Origin of the sequence: Mesorhizobium australicum (genome assembly GCF_900177325.1) — a bacterium.
Lineage (GTDB): Bacteria > Pseudomonadota > Alphaproteobacteria > Rhizobiales > Rhizobiaceae > Mesorhizobium_A > Mesorhizobium_A australicum_A.
In genome coordinates this window covers 4,999,189-5,019,218 of record NZ_FXBL01000004.1, presented here as the reverse complement: position 1 = coordinate 5,019,218, position 20,030 = coordinate 4,999,189, and the positions used below count along the sequence as shown (strand labels likewise).

Below are 20,030 nucleotides of genomic sequence, written 5' to 3'. Positions count from 1 at the left end.
CCGTGGTTCTGTCGAAAAATGTGGATCGGTCGCCCCCCCTCGAAGAGGGCGAGCCCTCGGATCAGGCCGTCACAAGGGACATGCGTGCGCGGCCCGGCTCCGTTGCGCCCTGGGCGAGGCGCAGGCCGGTCTTGATATCGAACAGATGCACCGAGCGCGCCGGGAAACTCAGGTGAACCGTCTCGCCCTCGCGATGGTCGCCGCCCTTTGGCAGCATGACGGCGACTTCCTGATTGCCGAGCGAGCAGTAGGCGATCCGGCTGCCGCCGAGTTCCTCGATCAGGTCGATCCGCGCCGGGTGGCCCGTCGGCCCGGGCGGGGACACGACGATGTCCTCCGGCCTGATGCCGAACGTCACCGCGTCGCCATCGGCCACCGGGTGGCGGTCGAGCGCGATGGCGAATTGCGGCAGATGCTGCAGCACGAGAGCCTTCTCGTTCGCCCGCGCAGGCATCAGGTTCATTGCCGGCGCCCCGAGGAAGCTCGCGACGAAGGTCGACGCCGGCTCGCGGTAGATCGACAGCGGCGTGCCGACCTGCTCGACATTGCCGCCGTTCATCACGATCATCGTGTCGGCGAGCGTCATAGCCTCGGTCTGGTCGTGCGTGACGAAGATCGACGTCGCCTTCAGGCGCCGGTGCAGGCGCTTGATCTCGATGCGCATCGTCACGCGCAGCTTGGCATCCAGATTGGACAGCGGCTCGTCGAAGAGAAAGACGCGCGGCTCGCGCACCAGGGCACGCCCCATCGCGACGCGCTGACGCTGACCGCCCGACAGCTGGGCGGGGCGGCGGTCGAGCAGGGCGGTCAGGTCCAGCATCGCGGCCGCCTCGGCGACGCGCTTCTCCCGCTCCTCCTTCGCCATCCGGGCGATCTTGAGCGGATAGGCCATGTTCTCGCGCACTGTCATGTGCGGATAGAGCGCGTAGTTCTGGAACACCATCGCGCAGCCACGATCGGCCGGGTCGAGATCGTTGATCTCCTCGCCGTCGATCGAGATGACGCCTTCGGTGATGCTCTCCAGCCCGGCGATCATGCGCAGCAGGGTCGACTTGCCGCAGCCGGACGGGCCGACGATGACCACGAACTGGCCGTGCTCGATCTCGACATCGACGCCGTGCAGCACTTGCTTGCCGTCGTAGCGCTTCTTCAGGGCTTGAATGGACAGATGGGACATCACGCGATCTCCGACAGGCGGGCTCTGAGGCGGCCGATGGTGGCCGGATCGAGGCCCGAATCCAGAAGGTAGGTTTCGACCGATCCGTAGCGGTCGGCGAGGTGGGCGAGCGTCGCCGCCATGGTTTCCGGCTCGCAGGCAAGCAGCGGCCGCAAGGCCTCGACATCGACGCCGCGCGCGACCGCATCGGCGACGAAGCCCTCGATCGCGGGCGCGAGACGTTCCTTCGTCAGGGCGTAGTCGGCCACGATGACATCGTGCTCGACGCCTGCCAGGCCGAGAAGCAGGGCGGCGATGAGGCCGGTCCGGTCCTTGCCGGCGGTGCAATGGAACAGGACGATCCCCTCCGGCGCATCCGCGATCGCCGACAGGACCTCGACGATCCGGTCGCGGCGGCTGGAGAGCGCCTGCAGGTAGAGGTCGTACAGCACGTCGGCGGCGGTCATGGCCGAAGGCGCGAGCTCCTCGAACAGCGAGATCTGCCGGTAGTCGATGCCCGGCTCCAGGCGCAGCGGATTGGGGTGGGTTTCGAGTTCCTCGTCGCGCCGCAGGTCGATGACGGTCGCCACGCCGAGGCCTTTCAGTTCTGCGATGCTGTTGCCGTCGAGACGGTGGAGGCCGTCCGCGCGCAGGATGCGGCGCCAGTGCGTCGCGCCGCCCGGCACGGGATAGCCGCCCAGGTCGCGGACGTTGAATGTTCCCGCAATGGCGAGATGGCGTTCGATCGGCGCGTGCATCAGCGTATTCCCGATTTCATGAAGGACTGGATGACCTGCTGCTGGAGGACGATGTAGATCGCCAGGATTGGCAGGCTCGCCAGCGTTGACGCCGCCATCAGCGGCCCCCAGGCTGTGCCCTCCGAGGTCATGAACATCTGGATGCCGATCTGGATGACGCTGTTCTCCGGCGTGCGGGACAAGAGCAGCGGCCAGAAATATTCGTTCCAGGTCGAGATGAAGATGAGGATCGCCAGCGAGGCGATGGTGCCGCGCAGGTTGGGCGTGATGACTTCCCACAGCACGCGCCAGCTCTTGGCGCCATCCATGCGCGCCGCCTCGATCACCTCGGCGGGGAAGGAGCGCATCGCCTGCGCCAGCAGCAGGACGGCGAGAGCGCCGGCGAAGTGCGGCAGGATCAGCGCGGCCAGGCTGTCGAGCAGGCCGAGATTGGCCACCAGCAGGTAGTTCGGGATCATCACCACCTGGAAGGGAACCAGCCAGGTGAGCGCGATCATCGTGTAGATCAGCTTGTCGAAGGGAAAGCGCCAGCGGGCGAAGGCATAGGCTGCGAGCAGGCCGGTGAAGAGCTGCGCGATGGTCACGACAGCGGAGACCACCAGCGTGTTGACCAGCATCGCCCCGATCGGGATCGCGTTCAGCGCATAAGTGTAGTTTTCGAGCGATGCGGATGTCGGCCAGAGCGTCGTCTCGAAGATCGCGTTGGCCGGCCGGAACGACGAGATGATCATCCAGTAGACCGGGAACAGGCAGAAGATCGACAGCAGGACCATGACTGCGTGTCCGACCGCCGTGTTCAGGTGCGTCGACTGCGAACGACGCCGGGATCTGTTGCGGGCGACGCCGGACAGCGTCGGGGAGAGGGTGACGTCAGTTGTCATGGAACGAATACCTGTCCATCAGGCGGAAGAGGACGAAGGCCAGCGCGCCGAAGCCGAGGAAGAGGATGATCGCCGCCGCCGAACTCCAGCCGACCGAGAGGGTGGAGAAGCCGAAGTCCCACAGGATGTAGAAGATGTTGGTCGTGGCGCCGAGCGGCCCGCCGCCGGTGAGCACGTGGATGTAGGAAAAGCTCCACTGCGCGCCGAGCAGGATCGTCATCAGCGACAGGAACAGGATGGTCGAGCGCAGCAGCGGCAGGCGGATGTCGCGGATGATCTCCCAGCGCGAGGCACCGTCCATCCGCGCCGCCTCGACCAGCGACGGGTTGATGTTGGCGTTCGCCGCCGAAAGGATGAGCGTCGAGAAGCCGATGAGCTTCCAGCCGGTGAGCACGATGATCGTCCAGATGGCAATCTTCGGGTCCTGGAGGAAACGGACCGGACGGAAGCCGAACAGGCCGATCGTCTCGTTGATCATGCCGTGGCCCGGATCGAGCAGCCAGCGCCACACGGCGGCGGCCACGACGGGAGCGATGATCATCGGCACGAAGATGATCGCACGGTAGATGTTGCGCGAGCGCGCCGGCAGGTCGTGGGTGTAAATGGCGATCGCGAGCGGGATCAGCACCGCGAGCGGCAGCAGGCCGATCACGTAGATCACCGTGTTGCGCAGCGCCTGCCAGAACTTCGGCAGCGCGAAGATGTTCACGTAGTTCTGCCAGCCGACGAAGGTCATTGGCGAAGTCGGCAGCATGTTCCATTCGTAGAAGCTGAGCCTCAGCGCGTCGAGCAGCGGCCAGTAGATCCACAGGACCAGCGTCGCGGCGGAAGGCGCGAGATAGAGCCAGGGGGCGATCCGCCATGGGCTCGCGGTGCGCTTCGCGGCAATCTTCGCCGGTCTGTCGAGAGGAATGGCGGTCATGGCCTTATCCCGGGAATAGTAAGGAGGCGGCCGGCGTTTGAGAGCCGGCCGCCGCTTTTCGTCACTTCGGCATCAGGGTCTGGGCGTTGTCCTGCGCGGCCTTCATCGCCTCGGCCGGCTCGACACCACCGAATACGGCGAGCTCGGCGCCTTCCATCATGGTCTTCTGGATCTGGCGATAGTTCGGGCCGGGGAAGGATTCCCAGCGCTCCAGGATGGCGAGCTGTTCGAGGTTCGGCTTGATCAGCGGATGCTTCTTGACCCATTCGCCGAGATAGTTCGGATCGTCGACGATGTCGGTGCGCAGCGGCAGGTAGCCGATCTGCGAGGTGATGACGGTATAGGCCTCCTTCGAGGTCATCGCCTTCATCAGCTCCCACGCGGCCCGCTGCTTGACCGGGTCCTTGCTCAGGATCACCAGCGCGCTGCCGGAATTGTTCGGGCGCTGCGGCTTGTCGCCGAAGCGCGGCATGGTGCTCGCGCGCAGCTCGAACTTGCCTTCCGCGCCCTTCACCAGGAAGCCCTGGATCGCCGAAGTCTGCAGATACATGCCGATTTTGCCCGAGGCCATGCCTTCCATGGCGGCCTGGACTTCGACATTGGTGTAGGCGCCGCTGTCATAGAGGTCGCGCAGCATCGCCACCGCCTCGACCGAGGCCGGATCCGCGAAGGCGAGCTGCTTGCGGTCGGCCGAGATGATGCCGCCATTGTTGGAGCGCAGCACGCCCTGGAACAACCAGTCGCCGGCGCTCGGCCCGAAGATGCCGGTGGCAATGCCCTCGGCATCCGTCTTGTCGACGATCGCGAGTGCGGCTGCCTTCACCTCGGCCCAGGTCTTGGGCGGGTTCTCCGGATCGAGCCCGGCCTGGCGGAAAAGATCCGCATTGTAGAACAGGACGGGCGTCGAGAAGGTGTAGGCGAGCCCGTAGGTCTTGCCGTTGACCACGCCGAGCTGCAGTCCGTTGGGCGTGATGCCCTCGAAGTGCTTCTTCAGCTCGTCGGCCGGGACGATGTCCTCGAGTGCTACGGCGCCGAGATTGTCGACGGTGAAGTTCAGGTCGGAGAAGACCATCTGAACGACGTCGGGGATGCGTCCGGCGGCCACGTCGGCCTGGATGCGGCTGGTGATGTCCGCCGAGCTGGCGCCGACGCCCTCGACCTTGATGTTCGGATTCGCCTTCTCGAAGTCGGCGATCATCTTCTTGGTCGCTTCTGCGCCGTTGCCGGCCGAGGCGAGGTTGTAGTTGTAATAGCTGATCGTCACTGGCTGATCGACGGTCGCGGGGATCGCCTGGGCGAAGGCGGGCGCGCAAAGGCCCGTCATGACCAGCGCTGTCGCGCCGGCCAGGAATGTCTTGCGGTTCATGGGAGGACTCCTGGGTTTACTGTGCTGCCACCGCGGCGGCGGCCGCGTCGGTTTCGTAGTGCTTGATCAGCTCGGACATGCCCGCGAAGGTGTGGACCTTGAGCTCGCGGCGGTCGGCCGGCTGCGGCACGAAGGAGATGCTGAGGCCCGAGTCGCGGACCGTGCCGAGCGCGAAGGAGGCGCCGGCGACCATGCGCAGGCCCTCATGCAGGTAGAGCACGTCGGTCGCCGCGTGCTGGCCGATGCCGACCACGACCGGAATCCCGTGCCAGTGGCTGACTCGGTCGTAGTGGATGTGGCCGGAGAGGATGCCGAGAATGCCGCTGCGGCCTTCGAGCGTGCGGCGCAGGGCCTCGGTTCCCTCGAAGGAGAGCGACTCCCATTCGAGTTCGGCGGCATGGAAATCGAGCGCGGGCGCATGATGCATGACAATCAGCTTCGGCAACTCGGGATGACGGTCCAGCTCGCTCTCCAGCCATTCGACCTGGCCGGGCTCGAAATGGCCGCCGATCTTGAAGGGCACGCTGGTGTCGACGAGGATGATGTGGATGCCGTCGACGACCGCCGAATGATCGTAGGGCTTGTCGATGTTCTCGGCCTGGCCGAGCATGGCGGGATAGAAGCCGGAACGCTTGTCGTGATTGCCGAGCGTATAGAGGATCGGCATGTCGAGCTCGGCCTCGGCGATGATCGCCTTCAGCTGCTCGTAGCTTTCCTGGTCGCCGGTATTGGTCAGGTCGCCGCTGGCGACGATGAAGCGGGGCTGCGGCACCAGGCGCTTCACATCCGCGAGGATAGCGCGGAGCGTGGCAGCCGTGTCGGAATAGAGGTGATCGTCCTGGACGGCCGGATTGCCGATATGAAGGTCCGTCAGGTGAACGAAGGTGAGGGCGTCGGCCATTGAATACTCCTGTGCGGCCAGGCGACAACCCGGCGCTCATGCTTGACGCGGGCAGGAGTAGCCATGCTATGTGACAGGTGAATGAACATTCATTCACAGGTTGGGAGGAATCAGTTGGACGCACCCGTCATCGACAAGCGCGAGCGCATACTGTCTGCCGCCTCTGACCTGATCGTGAAAAACGGCCTTCAATGCTCGATGGCGGAGATCGCTCAGGTGGCCGGGGTCGCCACCGGCACGCTCTATATCTATTTCGCCTCGAAAGAGGAGATGGTTCGCGGAGTGTACCAAAGGCTGACCGCCAAGGTGGGCTCCTCCCTCATCATCGAGCATGGGCCCGAGGTTCCGCATGAAACCCGGGTCCGGCGCTACATCGACGACTACATCCGCCTGATATGGGCCGATCCCGAGCAGGCGATCCTGTTCGAATACCTGTCCAACATCCCGCTGCTGCAGCCCGGCGAACTGCGGTCGCTGTTTGCGCCCGTGACGGATTTCACCACCAAGATCTTCACCGAGGCGCATGCCGCGGGTGTGCTGCGCGACTTCGACCCCGACGTCATGGGCGCATATATCGGCGGTGGCATCCGCAACACGCTGAAATGGCGTCGCGCCGACGGTTCTCCGTTGACCGAGCTGGAACGGCGGCAGATCGCCGAGATGTGCTGGTCGGCCATCGCGCGCGAGGAGCCGACGGCGACGGGCGGATAGAGCGCCGGCCGAGAACTTCGATCTGGACGGCGGCAATCCACCGGTTGACGAGGATGTATTGCAAAATGCGCTACACGTTGATACACTCCGGCGATCTGGAGAAATGCCATGTCTCGTATCGCTGAACGGAAAGACCATCCGCTTTCCATGCGGCTGCCCGATGCCGACATTGCCGTCATAGACCGTGCCGCGTCGCTGCGTGGGCGTTCGCGGACCGATTTCGTGCGCGAGGCTGCCGTGCGTGCCGCCGAGGACGTGCTCATGGAAACGGTGCCGATCAGAATGAGCGCGGATGGTTTCGACGCGTTCCTCAAGACCCTTTCAACTCCGGCCAGCGCTGTTCCGGAAATGGTCGAATTGCTGCGCCGCCCCGCCCCTTGGGAGCAGGACGTGTCGAAAGCCGGGGAATGAGGCTTGGCCCTCTCCGCTCCCGAGCCGATCTCCGCGTTGCATGACGTATCGGAGTTCTCCTGCGGCAAGCCGGTGCTGGACCGTTGGTTGAAGACGCGGGCGCTGTCGAACCAGAAGAAAAGCTTTACGGCGGTTATCGTCGTCCACGAGCAGAACCGCGTGGTGGGCTACTACGGCCTTGCCCCAACCGCCATCGTGCCAGGCCGGCTGCCGCGATCGATCCGAACCGGACAGCCGCCCGATCCTGTTCCTTGTCTGCTGCTCGGCCAGCTTGCGACGGATGAACGGTGGAAGGGCAAAGGTATCGGGACGGGGTTGGTCAAGCACGCGCTCCAACGTTGCGTGGCGGCTGCTTCGCTTGTCGGCGGGCGTGCGCTCGTCGTGAATGCGGTAGATGACGAGGCGGCCGCCTTCTGGCTCCGGCGTGGCTTCATGGCCTCGAAGGACGATCCGCTGGTCCTCTTCCGCTCGATTTCTGATATCGCCGCCTCGGTCTCGTCCGCGCGATCCTAACGTTCGCCGCGTGTGAGCTTCTCCTATTTTCGCCGGCTTCGCCTCGCTGACAGCGGGAGGGCATTTGTTGCGGCCGTCCCATCGCGGCGTGCTCCATCTTCTGTCGGCAAACCGCGGCGTGCCTCTTGCGCCGGCTTTCAAAATCTGATCAGTTGACTGGACAAGTTGAGGAAGAGATGTCCGCAGACCGCCTCCTTCATGCGCCGCGCTACCTTCAGATCGCCGACGAGCTGAAGGTCCGCATCGCGTCGCTCGATCCGGGCGCCCGTCTCTCCAGCGAACCGCAATTGGCGAAGGAGTTCGGCGTCAGCCGCTTTACCGTCACGCGTGCCGTCGAGCAGCTTCTCGAAGAAGGGTTGATCACGCGCCGTCAGGGCAGTGGGACATTTGTGGCGGAAGCGCCGCTGCGGCGCTCGCCCGGCTATCTCCTCTCCTTCACCGAAGCCGTCGAAGCCACCGGACATTCGGCCGCGCACCGGCTGCTCGCCTATGGTCCTGCCGTGTGGGAGCGCGGCCTTCCCTATGGTCGCGACGAAGCTCTCGTCCTTATGGACCGCCTGCGTCTTGTCGACGGCATGCCTATCGCGCGGCACCGGTCGGTGCTGTCACGCCGGCTGGTCGACCGCATCGGCCTGACCGAGGACCGGGCGGCCGATCCGTCATTCTCGCTCTACCGGCATCTCGACGACCACGGCCTTTCCGTCCATTCGGCGACGGAAAGCCTTTTGGCGCGTCCTGCCGAAGCGGAGGACCGCAAGCTGCTCGGACTGCCGCGCAACGGCGTCGTCGTCGCGGTCAACCGCCACTCCTTTGCTGCTGACGGAGCCGTCCTGGACTGCGTCAGCGCGATCTACGATGCCCGTCGCTATTCCTACGAGGCTCGCCTCGTGCGGCGGCATCGGCCCGGGAACACCCTAACAAGTCAGGAGAACGACAATGCACCGCAAACTGATGCTCGGGACCGCCATGCTGGCCCTCGTCTCGGCCCTTGGACTCTCGGCGGCGAAAGCTGACGATCGACCTGCTGCTCTGATCATCTCGCAGAGCGGCCTCGGCGATCAGTCCTACAACGACCTCGCTTATGAAGGCTTCAAGCGCGGCCTGGAGGCCACCAAGCTCGAAGGTCGTCCGATCGAATCCAAGGAGGTCGTCGCCCAGGCGGTCGATATCCTGCGCCGCGCGTCCGATGCCAATTTCGGCCTCGTGGTCGACCTCGAATATGCCCATGGCGACGCGCTGACCGAAGTCGCCAAGGACTATCCCGACACCAAATACGTGATCCTGAACCAGGTGCGCGAGGGCGCCAACGTCGCTTCCGTCCTGTTCCAGGAGCAGGAAGGCTCCTACCTCGCAGGCACGCTCGCCGCGCTGGTCACGACCGACACCTCGATCAAGGGCATCAATGCCGAGCCGGTGATCGGCGTGATCGGGGGCACCAAGTCGGCCGGCATCGACAAGTTCATCGCCGGCTACATGGAAGGCGCCAAGGCCGCCAATCCGGACGTGAAGGTGCTGGTCGCCTATTCGAATAACTTCGCCGATCCGGCGATCGGCCTGCAGATGACCAAGGCCATGTTCGAGCAGGGCGCCGACATCGTCTACCAGATCGCCGGCGGCACCGGCATGGGCGTCATCCAGGCGGCCAAGGAAGCCGGGCACTATGCCATCGGCGTCGACACCGATCAGGACGGGCTTGCTCCCGGCTCGGTGCTCACCAGCATGATCAAGCGCACCGACGTCGCCGTCGAGGCGATGCTCAAGGATTATGCCGCAGACACGTTCCCGGCGGGCAAGACGGCTGCCTTCGGCCTGAAGGAAGGCGGCGTCGGCCTGTCCGAGATGGAGCACACCAAGGAGCTGATCCCGGCTGCGATCCTCGAGAAGGTCGAGGCGGCGAAGCAGGACATCCTCTCCGGCAAGGTGCAGGTCTGGAACGTCGTCACCCAGGGCTATCCGGACTGGCTGAAGTAAGCGGGACGGACGCTCCATGACCGGGCAGGACAAAGTCCCGGCCTCCGACATCCGCCTGGGCGCGCGCGGCGTGACCAGGCGGTTCGGGCGCCTTGTGGCCAATGACGCGATCGACTTCTCGGCACGCCGCGGCACGATCCATGCGATCGTCGGCGGCAACGGCGCCGGCAAGTCGACGCTCATGCGCATCCTGCAGGGCATGGACCAGCCGAGCGAAGGCACCGTCGTCGTCAACAGCGAGCCGGTGTCCTTCGCTGGTCCCGCCGATGCGTTCGAGCACGGCATCGGCATGGTGCACCAGGAATTCATGCTGGTGCCGGGGCTCACTTTGCTCGAGAACCTGATCCTCGCCAAGGAACCGGTCGGCGGCCTCGGCAGGATCGACCGCGACACCGCTCTCGCCGAGGCGCGCCGCCTGGAGAAGCTCGCTGGTGTCACGGTGGACTGGGACGTGCCGGAGGAAGAGGCGCCGGTTCACCTGCGCCAGATCGTCGAGATCCTGCGCCTGCTTTATCGCGGCGCCGACGTGCTGATCCTCGACGAGCCGACGGCCGTGCTTGCTCCTGCCCAGGTGCGCGAGCTCATCACGCTGCTGAAGAAGCTGCGCGAGGAAGGGCGGACCATCCTGTTCATCAGCCACAAGCTCGACGAGGTGCTGGCGCTCGCCAACGACATCACGGTGATCCGCACCGGCAAGGTCGTCGCAAGCCTGCCTGCCTCGGAGGCCGACAAGGGCAAGCTGGCCGAGCTGATGATCGGCGAGATCCTGGCGCGGCCTTCCGCGCGGGAGAGCGCCGCCGGCAAGCCGGTTCTCGAACTCTCCGGCATCTCCGCCCGTCCCGGCCGCGGCACCGCCGGCCTCGATGCACTGGACCTCACCGTGCGCGCCGGCGAGATCGTCGGCATCGCCGGCGTCGCGGGCAACGGCCAGGACGAGCTTTCCGGCATCGTCACCGGCCTGCGCCAGGCGAGTGCTGGCGCAATCAGGATCGACGGGCTCGACATCTCGTCGCTGCCGCTCAGTGCCCGGCGTCTCGCGGGCCTCGCCTATCTCAGTCCCGACCGCGCGCATGAGGGCCTGTGCCTCGTCGCGCCGATCGCCGAGAACGCGATTGCCGGGCATCATCGCCGGCCGGAATTCTCGTCGTCCGGCTTTCTCAAGCGCCGTGCGATTGCAACCCATGTCGAGACGATGCTCGACCGCTTCGGCGTCAAGCGCTCGTCCTCCCAGCTTCCCGCCTCCAGCCTGTCCGGCGGCAACCAGCAGCGCGTCGCCGTCGGGCGTGAGCTCGACGGAAATCCGAAGGTGCTGCTCGCCTGCCAGCCGACGCGAGGCGTCGACATCCGCGGCATCGCCTTCATCCATCAATGCCTGCTCGACTTCCGCGACAAGGGCGGCGCGGTGCTGCTCATTTCCGAGGAGCTCGACGAACTCATCACGCTCTCGGATCGCATCGTCGTCCTCTATGGCGGCAAGGCGACCGGCGAAGTGTCGCGCGGCTCGGCGCGCATCGACGAGATCGGCCGCCTGATGCTCGGAGGGCTTGCCGCATGAGCACCGTCGCTGCCGAACAGCCTTCCGGTCGTCTGCAGGCCGCGCTGGCGATTGCCTTGGCGCTGGTGCTCGCCTTTGCGGGCACTGCGATCCTGCTTGCGTTGGCCGGCCATAACCCGGTCGAGGTCTATCGCCTGCTGATCGTCGAATCCTTCGGCGGAACGCGCCGCGTCGCCGCCACCCTTTCGGCTGCGACGCCGCTGATGCTGACCGGCCTCGCCACGGCCATCGCCTTCCGCGCCGGGGCCTTCAATGTCGGCGTCGAGGGATGCGTCTATGTCGGCGGTCTGGCGGCCGCCTATGTCGGCTTCACCTTCGTCGGCCTTCCCGCCGCCATCCTCCTGCCGCTGGCGCTTGCCGCCGGCCTCGTCGTCGGCTCGCTCTGGATGCTGGTGCCCGGCGTGCTCAAGGCCCGTCTCGACGTGGACGAGGTCGTCACCACGCTGATGCTCAACTTCATCGCCATCAGCCTCACGGCCTACCTGGTCAACGGCCCGCTGCTGGCACCCGGCTCCGCCAATTCGGCGACGCCGATGGTCGACGCCGCCGCCCGCCTGCCGCGCCTGATGCCGCCCTCGACACTCAATGCCGGTTTCCTGATCGCGGTGGCGCTGCTTTTGCTCTACTGGCTCTGGGGCAAGCGCACCGCACTTGGTTTCGAGACGCGGCTGGCTGGCCTCAATCCGCGCTTCGCCACGGCGTCCGGCATCGATGTTCCCGGCCTCATCATCAAGATGATGCTCCTGTCAGGGGCCATCGGCGGGCTTGCCGGCGCGGTGCATGCGCTCGGCAATGTCGGCCGCTTCGTCTCCGGCTTCTCGCCCGGCTACGGCTTCGCCGGCATCGCCGTCGCGCTGCTCGGACGCGGCTCCGCGATCGGCATCTTCCTTGCGGCGATCCTGTTCGGGGCGCTCGCAGCATCGGGCGCGACCATCCAGCTCTTCAGCGACGTGCCGATCGAGATCGTCAACGTGCTGCAGGGCATGGTCATGATCTTCGCCGTCGCCCGCTTCGGCTGGATCATGTCGAAGAAGAGGGGCGCGGCATGATCGAGAACGTCCTCCATTCGGCCATCGTCATGACGACGCCGGTGCTGCTGGCCGCGATCGGCGGGCTGATCAACCGCATCGGCGGCATCGTCAATATCGGCCTCGATTCCATGATGCTGGGCGGCGCCCTCATCGCGATCATCCTCGCCTCGCAGACCGGCAGCTGGGGTGTCGCGCTGGTGGGCGCGGCCGGCGTCGGCGCGCTGCTCGGCCTCCTGATGTCGCTCTGCGTCACGCGGCTCAAGGCCGACGAGATCATCGTCGGGCTCGGCTTCAACATCCTCGTCGCCGGTCTCGTCCGCTTCTTCCTCAAGACCGCCTATGGCAGCTCCGGCACGCTGCGGCTGCCCGACGTCGCCCGGCTTCCCCGCATCGAGATCCCTGTCATCGCCGACATCCCCTATCTCGGCGCCATCCTGTCCGGCCACGACCCGCTCACCTGGGCAGCCTGGATCCTTGTTCCAGTGACGGTCTGGTTCCTGCGTCGCACGCGTCTCGGTCTGCGTCTGCGCGCCGCGGGCGCTGCTCCGCAGGCGTCGCGTGCGCTGGGGCTCTCACCGCTGCGGCTGCGCGATGCCTCGACCGTCTTCGCCGGCCTGCTGGCAGGCCTCGCCGGCGCCTATCTCTCGATCGGCGTCGTCGGCATCTTCAACGAGGGCATCACCGCCGGCCGCGGCTTCATCGCGCTCGCCGCCTTCTATTTCGGCCGCAACCGGCCGTGGCCGACCGCGCTCTGCGCGCTGCTGTTCGGCTTCTTCGACGCCCTGCAGATCCGCCTCCAGGGGCGCGGCATCCCGGCCGAACTGATCCAGACACTACCTTATGCAATGGTGATCGTGGTGCTGACCTTTATGGCGATCGCCACGCGCCGCGCCCGCGCCCTGAAAGCCTGACCCATGACCGACACGCAAAAGACCGCTCTCATCCTCGTCGACGTGATCAACTCCTTCTTCGATCCGTCGCAGCCGAACTACTACAAGGGCGTCGAAGACGTTCTCGAACCGATCCGCCGGCTGCGGGCGGCGGCGAAGGCGTCGGGGGCCGTGGTGGTGCACGCCGTCGAGCGCCATCGGCCCGGTTTCGACGACTTCGAATGGCGCAAGCTGCCGCTGCATCATCTCGAACAGGCCTTCGACGCCGAGTTCTTCGGCGAGTTCAGGCCGCAGGGAGACAACGAGACCCTCGTGCTCAAGCGCCGCTTCAGCGCGTTCTTCGCCACCGACCTTGCCCTGTTCCTGACCGAGCAGAAGGTGGAGCGGGTGATCATCGTCGGCGTGAAGACCAATGTCTGCATCCGTGCCACCGCGCAGGATGCCTTCGCCAATGGGTTCGAACCGGTGGTGCCGCGCGAGGCGACGAATTCCAACCGGCCGCACCTGGCCGAGGCCTCGCTGGAGGACATCGACCGCTACATGGGGCGTGTCGTGTCCGTGGACGAAGCGATCGGGATGCTGTCGTGACCCGCATCGCGATCCCCGGCTATGCCAGCCTCGACCATGTGATGACGCTGGACGGGATTCCCACGCCCGGCCGCACCACGACGATCCTGACCAGGCCCGAGGACGCTTGGCCGCGCCTTGGCGGCAGCCCCGCCTATGTCGCGGCCGCGCTTGCCTCCGGCGGAATCGATGGCGCAACGCCCGTCACCTGGATCGGCGACGATCCGGCCGGTGAGGGCTATCTGCGACAGCTTGAGCAACGCGGCATCCGGACCGACGGCGTGTCGGCGATCGAGGGCGAGCGCACGCCGATGGCGATCCTCGCCTACGAGCCGCAAGGCGGATGTCTCTGCCTCTACCATCCTGCATCCGCCGGTCACCTCGTCCTGACGGACAGCCAGCGAGGCGTCGTCGCCGGTGCCGATTGGCTATGCGTCACCGTCGGGCCGAAAGCGGCGACCCGCGAGGCGGTGGGCCTGCTGTCGCCCGCCGCGAAACTCTGCTGGGTGGTCAAGGACGATCCGCGCGCCGTCACGCCCGACCTCGCGGCCGAGCTTGCCGCGCGCGCCGATCTCATCTGCTGCAGCGCGGCCGAGGCTGCGTTCGTGAGGCGCGCCTTCGAAGCCGGTGCAAAGCCGAAACCGGGCCTGATGCTGATCGAGACCCGCGGCGGCGCCGGCGCGCAGGTGACGTTCGAGGGCGTCACGACCTTCGTCCCTTCCGAACCGCTCGTCATCACCGATCCTACGGGAGCCGGAGACACATTTGCGGGCGGTGCCCTCGCGGCGCTTGCCAGCGGGGAAACCAATCCGGTCGCGGTCGTCAAATCCGGCCATAAGGCGGCGTATGCCCTGCTGTCAGGGCGCGTCGCGAACCAGAATGAAAGTGCATGACATGAGCGAAGAACAAGCCGCGAGCGCCTGGTATATCGGTGCCAGCAGAGACGAAGTAGGAGAGGCGGCCATCCTCGTTGGCGATCCGGCCCGCGTGCCGCGTCTCGCCGCGAAGATGACGAACGTCCACTCCGTCAAGGAGAACCGGGGCCTGAAGACGGTCACCGGCACCTATGCCGGCAAGCGCGTCACCGTCGCCGCCTTCGGCATGGGCGCGCCGATCGCCACCATCGTGCTGCACGAGCTTTTCGCGCTCGGCATCCGCAACTTCCTGCGCATCGGCACCGCGATGGCGATCCCGCCGGCGAAGATCGGCGATTTCGTGCTCGCGGACGGCGCGCTGCGCGCGGACGGCACGTCGAACTCCTATGCCCCTCTGGGCTTCCCGGCCATCGCTGACTTCACGCTGAACACGGTGCTGCGCGCGAAGCTGGCCGCGTCGAAGCGCGCCTGGCATGCCGGCATCTACGGCACCTATGACGGCTTCTACACCGAGATGTTCGGCCTGTCGGGCGCGCGCCGCGAGATGATCGGCAAGCTGAAGCAGGACATCGAGCGGATGGGCCTGATCGGCACCGACATGGAGACCTCGGCGCTGCTCACCGCCGCCCGAATTCTCGGCGCCCGCTGCTCGACGCTGTGCGTTGCCACGGTGGACGCCCACAGCCAGGCCAAGATCGACGACGCCGCCATGGATGTCGCCGAGGCCGAACTCTTCGATGTCGCGCTCGACGCGATGACATCGCTGCCGGCCTGACGCGCGCTGCGTCGCCGGCCAAGGACATAAGAAAGGAAAGACCATGACCACGCTGATCGACCGCTATTTCCAGACGCTTTCGGAGCGGCTGGAAACGGTGCGCTCCACCCAGGGACCGGCCATCGAGAAGGCGGCGGAAGCCTGCGCCAAATCCATCGCCGCCGGCAAGCTCGCCTTCACCTTCGGCACCGGCCACGGCGCGCTGCCCGCACTTGAGAGCTTCCCGCGCACCGGAACCATCGTCGGCTTCCGGCCGATAGTCGAAAGCACGATGATCTCGTTCCACCATGTCTGGGGCGACATGGGCGCGCGACAGTACCGCTTCATCCACGCCCAGGAAGGTTACGGCAAGGCGATCCTGCGCTCGCACCAGATCGACCCCGCCGACACGATGATCCTGTTCTCGCATTCCGGCATCAACGCCGTGATCATGGACATTGCCATGGAGTGCAAGGAGCGCGGCATCACGCTGATCGGCGTAACTTCGCTGCCGCATTCCACCTCGACGCCGTCGCGCCATTCGTCCGGCAAGCGCCTGTTCGAGGTCGCCGACGTCGTCATCGACACCGGCATCCCGCGCGCCGATGCCAATCTCTACATCGACGGGTTGGAATCGCCGGTGGGCGCCAGTTCGACCTCGGTGACGATCGCCGTCGCACACGCCATCGTGTCCTCGACCGCCGAGAAGCTCGTGAAGCAGGGCGTCCATCCGCACGTCATGGTCAGCCCCAACACGACCGAGAAGGAAAAGGCCAACCGGCAGAACGACGAGAACTACGAGCAGCTCTGGGCCCGGCTCAAGGCACGGTGAGCGCCATGGATCGCAAGCTGTTCATCGACGGCGCCTGGGTCGATGCGATCGCCGGCACGCGCGCCGACATCAAGGACCCAGCCACCGGCGATCTCGTCGGCACGAGCTCCATCGCGGCAAGGGCGGATGTTGACCGCGCCGTTCTGGCCGCCACGCGCGCGCTCTCCGCATGGGGGGGCATCCATGCGGATGAGCGCGCGCGCATCCTTCACCGCGCCGCGGACCTGATCGAGGAACGCGTCGAGGCGATCGCCGACACGCTGACGCGCGAGCAGGGCAAGCCGATCCCGGACGCGAAGAAGGAAATCCTCTTCGGCGTCACGGTCATCCGCTATTACGCGGAAGAGGGCAGGCGGCTCGGCGGGTCGATCCGTCCGGCCTCGCGGTCCGACATCCGCAGCCTTGTCACGACCGCGCCCGTCGGCGTCGTCGGCGGCATCGTGCCGTGGAACTATCCGGTTGATCTCTATGCGTGGAAGGTGGCGCCGTCGCTCGCCGCCGGCTGCACCCTGGTGGTGAAGCCGCCGCACGAGACGCCGCTCGCGATCGGCCAGGTCGTGCAGTGTTTCGCCGATGCGGGCCTGCCTGCCGGCGTGCTCAACGACATCCCAGGCAACGGCCCGGAGGTCGGCGCCGCACTCGCCGAACATCCCGGCATCGCCATGATCTCGGCGACCGCGTCTGTGCCGGCGGGCCAGTCGATCATGCGGGCAGGGGCGGCGACGCTCAAGCGCATGTCGCTGGAACTCGGCGGCCACAGCCCGTTCATCGTGCTGGACGACGCCGATATCGAGGAGGCGGCCGCCGCCGCGGCGCGGCGCTCCTTTTCCAACATGGGCCAGATCTGCATCGCGGTGAACCGCATCCTCGTCTCGAAGCCGATCCATGCCCGCTTCGTGGAGGCGTTGGCCGCCGAAACGCGCAAGATCGAGCTCGGCCACGGCGTCGAGCCCGGCGTGCTCTACGGGCCGGTGCTGAACGAAAGCGTGCGCGCCCGCACCACTCGCCACCTTGACGATGCCGTGCGGCGCGGGGCGAAGCTCGTCACCGGCGGCAGCGCCCCGAAGGGCGGCCTCTACGACAGGGGCTTCTTCTTCGAGCCGGCGCTGGTGGACGAGGTGCCGGATGGCGCGCTTGCCGTCACCGAGGAGACCTTCGGCCCGCTCGCGGCGATCCGTTCGGTCGCTGACGACCGCGAGGCGCTGGCGATCGCCAACTCGTTGCCCTATGGCCTCGCATCCTATGTCTATTCCGGCGATCTGGAGCGTGCCTGGTCGATGGCCGAGCAGATCGAGGCGGGCGCCGTCGGCGTCAACGTCAACGACACCAGCGAGCTGCAGGCGCCGTTCGGCGGCTGGAAGATGAGCGGCATCGGCCGCGAGCTCGGTCGCGAGGGCATCGAGGCCTATCGCGAATCCAAGCACATCAAGATGCGGGTCCGGCAGCGTGTCTGACATGTTGCACCGCCGCGCCTTTCCCGAAAGTCGCGGCCTTCGCATCGAATCCTGAACAGTCACGGGCCGGCGAAGAAATTCGCCGGCTCTTTTTTAGCCTGACTAAAATTTTCGCTTGACGCTGCGCCGATCCTGACCCTAGATTTTTAGCAATACTAAAACCAGGGAATTGGACGTTGGACAGCCAGTCTGCAGAAGGCGGCGTCCGCGGCTTGGACCACGATGCGTTCGGGGAACGACTCCGCACGCGCCGTCGCGAGCTCGGACTGACGTTGAAGGAAGTCGCCGACGGGGCGGGCCTGTCGGTGGGCTTCATCTCGCAGATCGAGCGCGGCATCACCACGCCGTCGCTGTCCTCCCTCGTCAGCGTCTCGCGCGTGCTCGGCTTCCAGGTGTCCGAATTCCTGTCGCAGCCTCGGGTAATAGCCCCCACCACCCGGCACGACCAGCGCCCACACTACGCGATCGGCTCCAACTCCCTCGTCTACGAGAGGCTGTCGACCTCGTTCCCGGGCAACGTCATCAACAGCGTCATCATCCACGAGCCCCCCGGCTACCGCTCCGAGCCGATTGCTCACGAGGGCGAGGAGATTTTCTACGTGCTCGAAGGAGGGATCACGGTTGAGGTCGACGGCGAGACGCATGTGCTCGGCGTCGGGGATTCGATCCATTTTCCGTCCAGGCGGGTTCATTCCTCCTGGAACCATACGAGTACGCCGTCGACGATCCTGCACACCTGCACGATGGACGTCTTTCGTGACAACGAGGCGAACAGCTCGTCCAACCCGGGCGCGGTGACCGCGTCCGAACTGCCTCCCAAGCCTAAGACCAAGACCACAAGCAAAGCAAAAAAGGGGAAGTCATCATGAAGAACATACTGAAGACACTCGCCGCGGCGCTTGTCGCCGCCAGCGCGCTGACGGCGGTGACCGCGGCCACGGCCACCATGGCATCGGCCGAAACCGTGCTGAGGCTGGACGAGGTCGCCGTCGGCGAGCTCGATCCCGGCAAGGCTTCCGACTATGCCGACTCCATCCTCATGTTCAACGTCTATGACACGCTCGTCATCCCGAACCAGGGCGCGCCGGGGCATCAGGGTCACCTGGCGGAGAGCTGGACGGTCGACGGCAACGCCTACACCTTCAAGCTTCGTCCCGGCGTGAAATTCCACAGCGGCAATCCGTTTACGGCGGAGGACGTGGTCTTCTCGCTGGAGCGCACCAAGGCGCTCGGCCAGGGCCTCACCTATCTCTTCGACGTGGTCGAGAAGGTCGAGGCGGTCGATGAGAGCACCGTGAAGTTCACGCTGAGCCGGCCCTATTCGCCGTTCGTGGCCTCGCTGGTAAAGCTGCCGATCGTCGACAAGAAGCTGGTTCTGGCCAATCTCGGCGCGGGCGACGGCGAGATGAAGGATTGGGGCCAGGCGTTCCTGTCGTCCAACGACGCCGGCTCCGGCGCCTACAAGGTCACGTCGCACAATCCGCAGCAGGAAACGGTGATGGCGAAGAACGCCGACTACTTCCTCGGCGTGCCTGCCAAGGCGCCGGACACTGTGCGCCTGCGCTATGGGCTTGAAGCCGCCACCGTGCGCACTCTGATCGCGCAGGGCGAGCACGACATCTCCTCGCAGTGGCTGCCGCCGGAAGTGCTGAAGTCGCTCGCCTCCAGCGGCGCCCAGCTCCTCACGGAGTCCGGCACGTCGGGCTTCTACATCAAGATGAACACGACCAAGGCGCCGCTCGACGACGTCGAATGCCGCCTCGCGCTGGCCAATGCCTTCGACTACGAAGCCGGCATCAAGATGGTCGCCATCAACGACACCGTCTCTCAGGGCAAGCCGTCCACCGGGGCGATCCTCGTCGGCATGCTCGGCGCCAACCCAGCCGAGATGGCCAACAAGCGCGACCTCGAAGCCGCCAAGGCGCATCTGGCGAAGTGCAAATACAAGCCGGAAGACATCAATCTCGAACTGTCCTGGATCGGCGAGGTGCCGCTCGAAGAACGCTTCGCGCTGCTTATGCAGGCTAACTTCGCCGAGATCGGCATCAAGTCCGAGATCAAGAAGCTGCCCTGGGCGCTGTTCTCCGAACAGGTGTCGAAGCCCGAGAACACGCCGAACATCTCGCAGCTCTTCGTGGCGTCGATCACCGGCGATCCCGACACGCTGCTCTACGGCATGTATCACTCGAGCGCGAAGGGCACCTGGCAGTCGCCGGAATATCTCCAGGACGCCGAGGTCGACAAGTATCTCGACGAAGGCCGTTCGATCGCGGACGAGGCTGGCCGTGCGGCAGCCTATTCGGCACTGAACAAGCGGCTGGTCGAGATCGCTCCGTCGATCTACGCCTACGATCAGGTGGCCGTGTTCGCGGCGTCGAAGCGGGTGAGCGTGCCGGCGCTGACCGATCCCGCCAAGGCGTTCAACCTCTCGGGCTTCGGCTTTTCCTTCCGGCTGATGGAAATGAACGAATAGCGGCCCGAG

At 65.9% G+C, this 20,030-nt stretch carries 21 protein-coding genes; 15 read left to right on the top strand and 6 right to left on the bottom strand.

From position 1 onward, the window contains the following. Nucleotides 1-61 precede the first annotated feature (61 nt). From B9Z03_RS27145 to B9Z03_RS27120, 6 genes are all read right to left on the bottom strand, one after another. On the bottom strand, nucleotides 62-1,177 hold the full coding sequence (locus tag B9Z03_RS27145; RefSeq protein WP_085467090.1) for an ABC transporter ATP-binding protein: 1,116 nt from the start codon (nucleotides 1,175-1,177) through the stop codon (nucleotides 62-64). Then, a complete protein-coding gene (locus tag B9Z03_RS27140; RefSeq protein ID WP_085467089.1) occupies nucleotides 1,177-1,914 on the bottom strand; it encodes a tyrosine-protein phosphatase in 738 nt (245 codons plus the stop codon). The genes B9Z03_RS27145 and B9Z03_RS27140 overlap by 1 nt, the downstream gene beginning before the upstream one ends. Further along, nucleotides 1,914-2,795, bottom strand: a complete 882-nt coding sequence (locus B9Z03_RS27135) for a carbohydrate ABC transporter permease (RefSeq protein ID WP_085467088.1) — start codon at nucleotides 2,793-2,795, stop codon at nucleotides 1,914-1,916. The genes B9Z03_RS27140 and B9Z03_RS27135 overlap by 1 nt, the downstream gene beginning before the upstream one ends. After that, a complete protein-coding gene (locus B9Z03_RS27130; RefSeq protein WP_085467087.1) occupies nucleotides 2,785-3,717 on the bottom strand; it encodes a carbohydrate ABC transporter permease in 933 nt (310 codons plus the stop codon). The genes B9Z03_RS27135 and B9Z03_RS27130 overlap by 11 nt, the downstream gene beginning before the upstream one ends. A gap of 61 nt (nucleotides 3,718-3,778) precedes the next feature. Further along, complete coding sequence (locus tag B9Z03_RS27125) at nucleotides 3,779-5,083, bottom strand: ABC transporter substrate-binding protein (protein WP_085467086.1); 1,305 nt, start codon at nucleotides 5,081-5,083, stop codon at nucleotides 3,779-3,781. 16 nt (nucleotides 5,084-5,099) lie between these two features. Next, nucleotides 5,100-5,984, bottom strand: coding sequence for a metallophosphoesterase (locus tag B9Z03_RS27120; RefSeq protein ID WP_085467085.1), 885 nt, complete (start codon nucleotides 5,982-5,984; stop codon nucleotides 5,100-5,102). Nucleotides 5,985-6,098: 114 nt separating this feature from the next. On the opposite strand from B9Z03_RS27120, the gene B9Z03_RS27115 reads away from it, so the two are divergent. From B9Z03_RS27115 to B9Z03_RS27045, 15 genes are all read left to right on the top strand, one after another. Continuing rightward, nucleotides 6,099-6,695 carry a TetR/AcrR family transcriptional regulator gene (locus tag B9Z03_RS27115; protein WP_176247655.1) on the top strand — a complete coding sequence of 199 codons (597 nt, stop codon included), beginning with the start codon at nucleotides 6,099-6,101 and terminating at the stop codon, nucleotides 6,693-6,695. Between the two features lie 108 nt (nucleotides 6,696-6,803). Then, complete coding sequence (locus B9Z03_RS27110; protein ID WP_085467083.1) at nucleotides 6,804-7,106, top strand: type II toxin-antitoxin system TacA family antitoxin; 303 nt, start codon at nucleotides 6,804-6,806, stop codon at nucleotides 7,104-7,106. A 3-nt stretch (nucleotides 7,107-7,109) separates the two neighbouring features. Beyond that, nucleotides 7,110-7,619 (top strand): GNAT family N-acetyltransferase, encoded by a 510-nt coding sequence (locus B9Z03_RS27105; RefSeq protein WP_085467082.1) that lies wholly within the window; start codon nucleotides 7,110-7,112, stop codon nucleotides 7,617-7,619. Between the two features lie 176 nt (nucleotides 7,620-7,795). Next, nucleotides 7,796-8,632: a GntR family transcriptional regulator gene (locus B9Z03_RS27100; protein WP_085467081.1), complete on the top strand. Its 837-nt coding sequence runs from the start codon at nucleotides 7,796-7,798 to the stop codon at nucleotides 8,630-8,632. After that, nucleotides 8,556-9,590: a BMP family lipoprotein gene (locus tag B9Z03_RS27095; protein WP_176247654.1), complete on the top strand. Its 1,035-nt coding sequence runs from the start codon at nucleotides 8,556-8,558 to the stop codon at nucleotides 9,588-9,590. Before B9Z03_RS27100 ends, B9Z03_RS27095 begins: the two co-directional genes overlap by 77 nt. A 16-nt stretch (nucleotides 9,591-9,606) precedes the next feature. Further along, nucleotides 9,607-11,145, top strand: a complete 1,539-nt coding sequence (locus tag B9Z03_RS27090; protein WP_085467080.1) for an ABC transporter ATP-binding protein — start codon at nucleotides 9,607-9,609, stop codon at nucleotides 11,143-11,145. Beyond that, nucleotides 11,142-12,194: an ABC transporter permease gene (locus tag B9Z03_RS27085; protein WP_085467079.1), complete on the top strand. Its 1,053-nt coding sequence runs from the start codon at nucleotides 11,142-11,144 to the stop codon at nucleotides 12,192-12,194. Before B9Z03_RS27090 ends, B9Z03_RS27085 begins: the two co-directional genes overlap by 4 nt. Further along, nucleotides 12,191-13,087 carry an ABC transporter permease gene (locus B9Z03_RS27080; RefSeq protein WP_085467078.1) on the top strand — a complete coding sequence of 299 codons (897 nt, stop codon included), beginning with the start codon at nucleotides 12,191-12,193 and terminating at the stop codon, nucleotides 13,085-13,087. The genes B9Z03_RS27085 and B9Z03_RS27080 overlap by 4 nt, the downstream gene beginning before the upstream one ends. Before the next feature lie 3 nt (nucleotides 13,088-13,090). Then, complete coding sequence (locus tag B9Z03_RS27075; protein ID WP_085467077.1) at nucleotides 13,091-13,654, top strand: cysteine hydrolase family protein; 564 nt, start codon at nucleotides 13,091-13,093, stop codon at nucleotides 13,652-13,654. Beyond that, nucleotides 13,651-14,526 (top strand): carbohydrate kinase family protein, encoded by an 876-nt coding sequence (locus tag B9Z03_RS27070; protein ID WP_085467076.1) that lies wholly within the window; start codon nucleotides 13,651-13,653, stop codon nucleotides 14,524-14,526. Before B9Z03_RS27075 ends, B9Z03_RS27070 begins: the two co-directional genes overlap by 4 nt. A gap of 1 nt (nucleotide 14,527) precedes the next feature. Then, nucleotides 14,528-15,283, top strand: a complete 756-nt coding sequence (locus tag B9Z03_RS27065) for a nucleoside phosphorylase (protein ID WP_085467075.1) — start codon at nucleotides 14,528-14,530, stop codon at nucleotides 15,281-15,283. Between the two features lie 43 nt (nucleotides 15,284-15,326). Then, nucleotides 15,327-16,094, top strand: coding sequence for a sugar isomerase domain-containing protein (locus B9Z03_RS27060; RefSeq protein ID WP_085467074.1), 768 nt, complete (start codon nucleotides 15,327-15,329; stop codon nucleotides 16,092-16,094). A 5-nt stretch (nucleotides 16,095-16,099) separates the two neighbouring features. Then, nucleotides 16,100-17,548, top strand: coding sequence for an aldehyde dehydrogenase family protein (locus B9Z03_RS27055; RefSeq protein WP_085467073.1), 1,449 nt, complete (start codon nucleotides 16,100-16,102; stop codon nucleotides 17,546-17,548). Between the two features lie 176 nt (nucleotides 17,549-17,724). Next, complete coding sequence (locus B9Z03_RS27050) at nucleotides 17,725-18,417, top strand: helix-turn-helix domain-containing protein (protein WP_139832407.1); 693 nt, start codon at nucleotides 17,725-17,727, stop codon at nucleotides 18,415-18,417. After that, nucleotides 18,414-20,021, top strand: coding sequence for an ABC transporter substrate-binding protein (locus tag B9Z03_RS27045; protein WP_085467072.1), 1,608 nt, complete (start codon nucleotides 18,414-18,416; stop codon nucleotides 20,019-20,021). Before B9Z03_RS27050 ends, B9Z03_RS27045 begins: the two co-directional genes overlap by 4 nt. Nucleotides 20,022-20,030: the final 9 nt, after the last annotated feature.

Coding starts and splice junctions, on each gene's coding strand:
- B9Z03_RS27145 (WP_085467090.1), bottom strand. CDS start 1,177: ATGTCCCATCTGTCCATTCAAGCCCTGAAGAAGCGCTACGACGGCAAG.
- B9Z03_RS27140 (WP_085467089.1), bottom strand. CDS start 1,914: ATGCACGCGCCGATCGAACGCCATCTCGCCATTGCGGGAACATTCAAC.
- B9Z03_RS27135 (WP_085467088.1), bottom strand. CDS start 2,795: ATGACAACTGACGTCACCCTCTCCCCGACGCTGTCCGGCGTCGCCCGC.
- B9Z03_RS27130 (WP_085467087.1), bottom strand. CDS start 3,717: ATGACCGCCATTCCTCTCGACAGACCGGCGAAGATTGCCGCGAAGCGC.
- B9Z03_RS27125 (WP_085467086.1), bottom strand. CDS start 5,083: ATGAACCGCAAGACATTCCTGGCCGGCGCGACAGCGCTGGTCATGACG.
- B9Z03_RS27120 (WP_085467085.1), bottom strand. CDS start 5,984: ATGGCCGACGCCCTCACCTTCGTTCACCTGACGGACCTTCATATCGGC.
- B9Z03_RS27110 (WP_085467083.1), top strand. CDS start 6,804: ATGTCTCGTATCGCTGAACGGAAAGACCATCCGCTTTCCATGCGGCTG.
- B9Z03_RS27100 (WP_085467081.1), top strand. CDS start 7,796: ATGTCCGCAGACCGCCTCCTTCATGCGCCGCGCTACCTTCAGATCGCC.
- B9Z03_RS27095 (WP_176247654.1), top strand. CDS start 8,556: ATGCACCGCAAACTGATGCTCGGGACCGCCATGCTGGCCCTCGTCTCG.
- B9Z03_RS27090 (WP_085467080.1), top strand. CDS start 9,607: ATGACCGGGCAGGACAAAGTCCCGGCCTCCGACATCCGCCTGGGCGCG.
- B9Z03_RS27085 (WP_085467079.1), top strand. CDS start 11,142: ATGAGCACCGTCGCTGCCGAACAGCCTTCCGGTCGTCTGCAGGCCGCG.
- B9Z03_RS27080 (WP_085467078.1), top strand. CDS start 12,191: ATGATCGAGAACGTCCTCCATTCGGCCATCGTCATGACGACGCCGGTG.
- B9Z03_RS27075 (WP_085467077.1), top strand. CDS start 13,091: ATGACCGACACGCAAAAGACCGCTCTCATCCTCGTCGACGTGATCAAC.
- B9Z03_RS27065 (WP_085467075.1), top strand. CDS start 14,528: ATGAGCGAAGAACAAGCCGCGAGCGCCTGGTATATCGGTGCCAGCAGA.
- B9Z03_RS27060 (WP_085467074.1), top strand. CDS start 15,327: ATGACCACGCTGATCGACCGCTATTTCCAGACGCTTTCGGAGCGGCTG.
- B9Z03_RS27055 (WP_085467073.1), top strand. CDS start 16,100: ATGGATCGCAAGCTGTTCATCGACGGCGCCTGGGTCGATGCGATCGCC.
- B9Z03_RS27045 (WP_085467072.1), top strand. CDS start 18,414: ATGAAGAACATACTGAAGACACTCGCCGCGGCGCTTGTCGCCGCCAGC.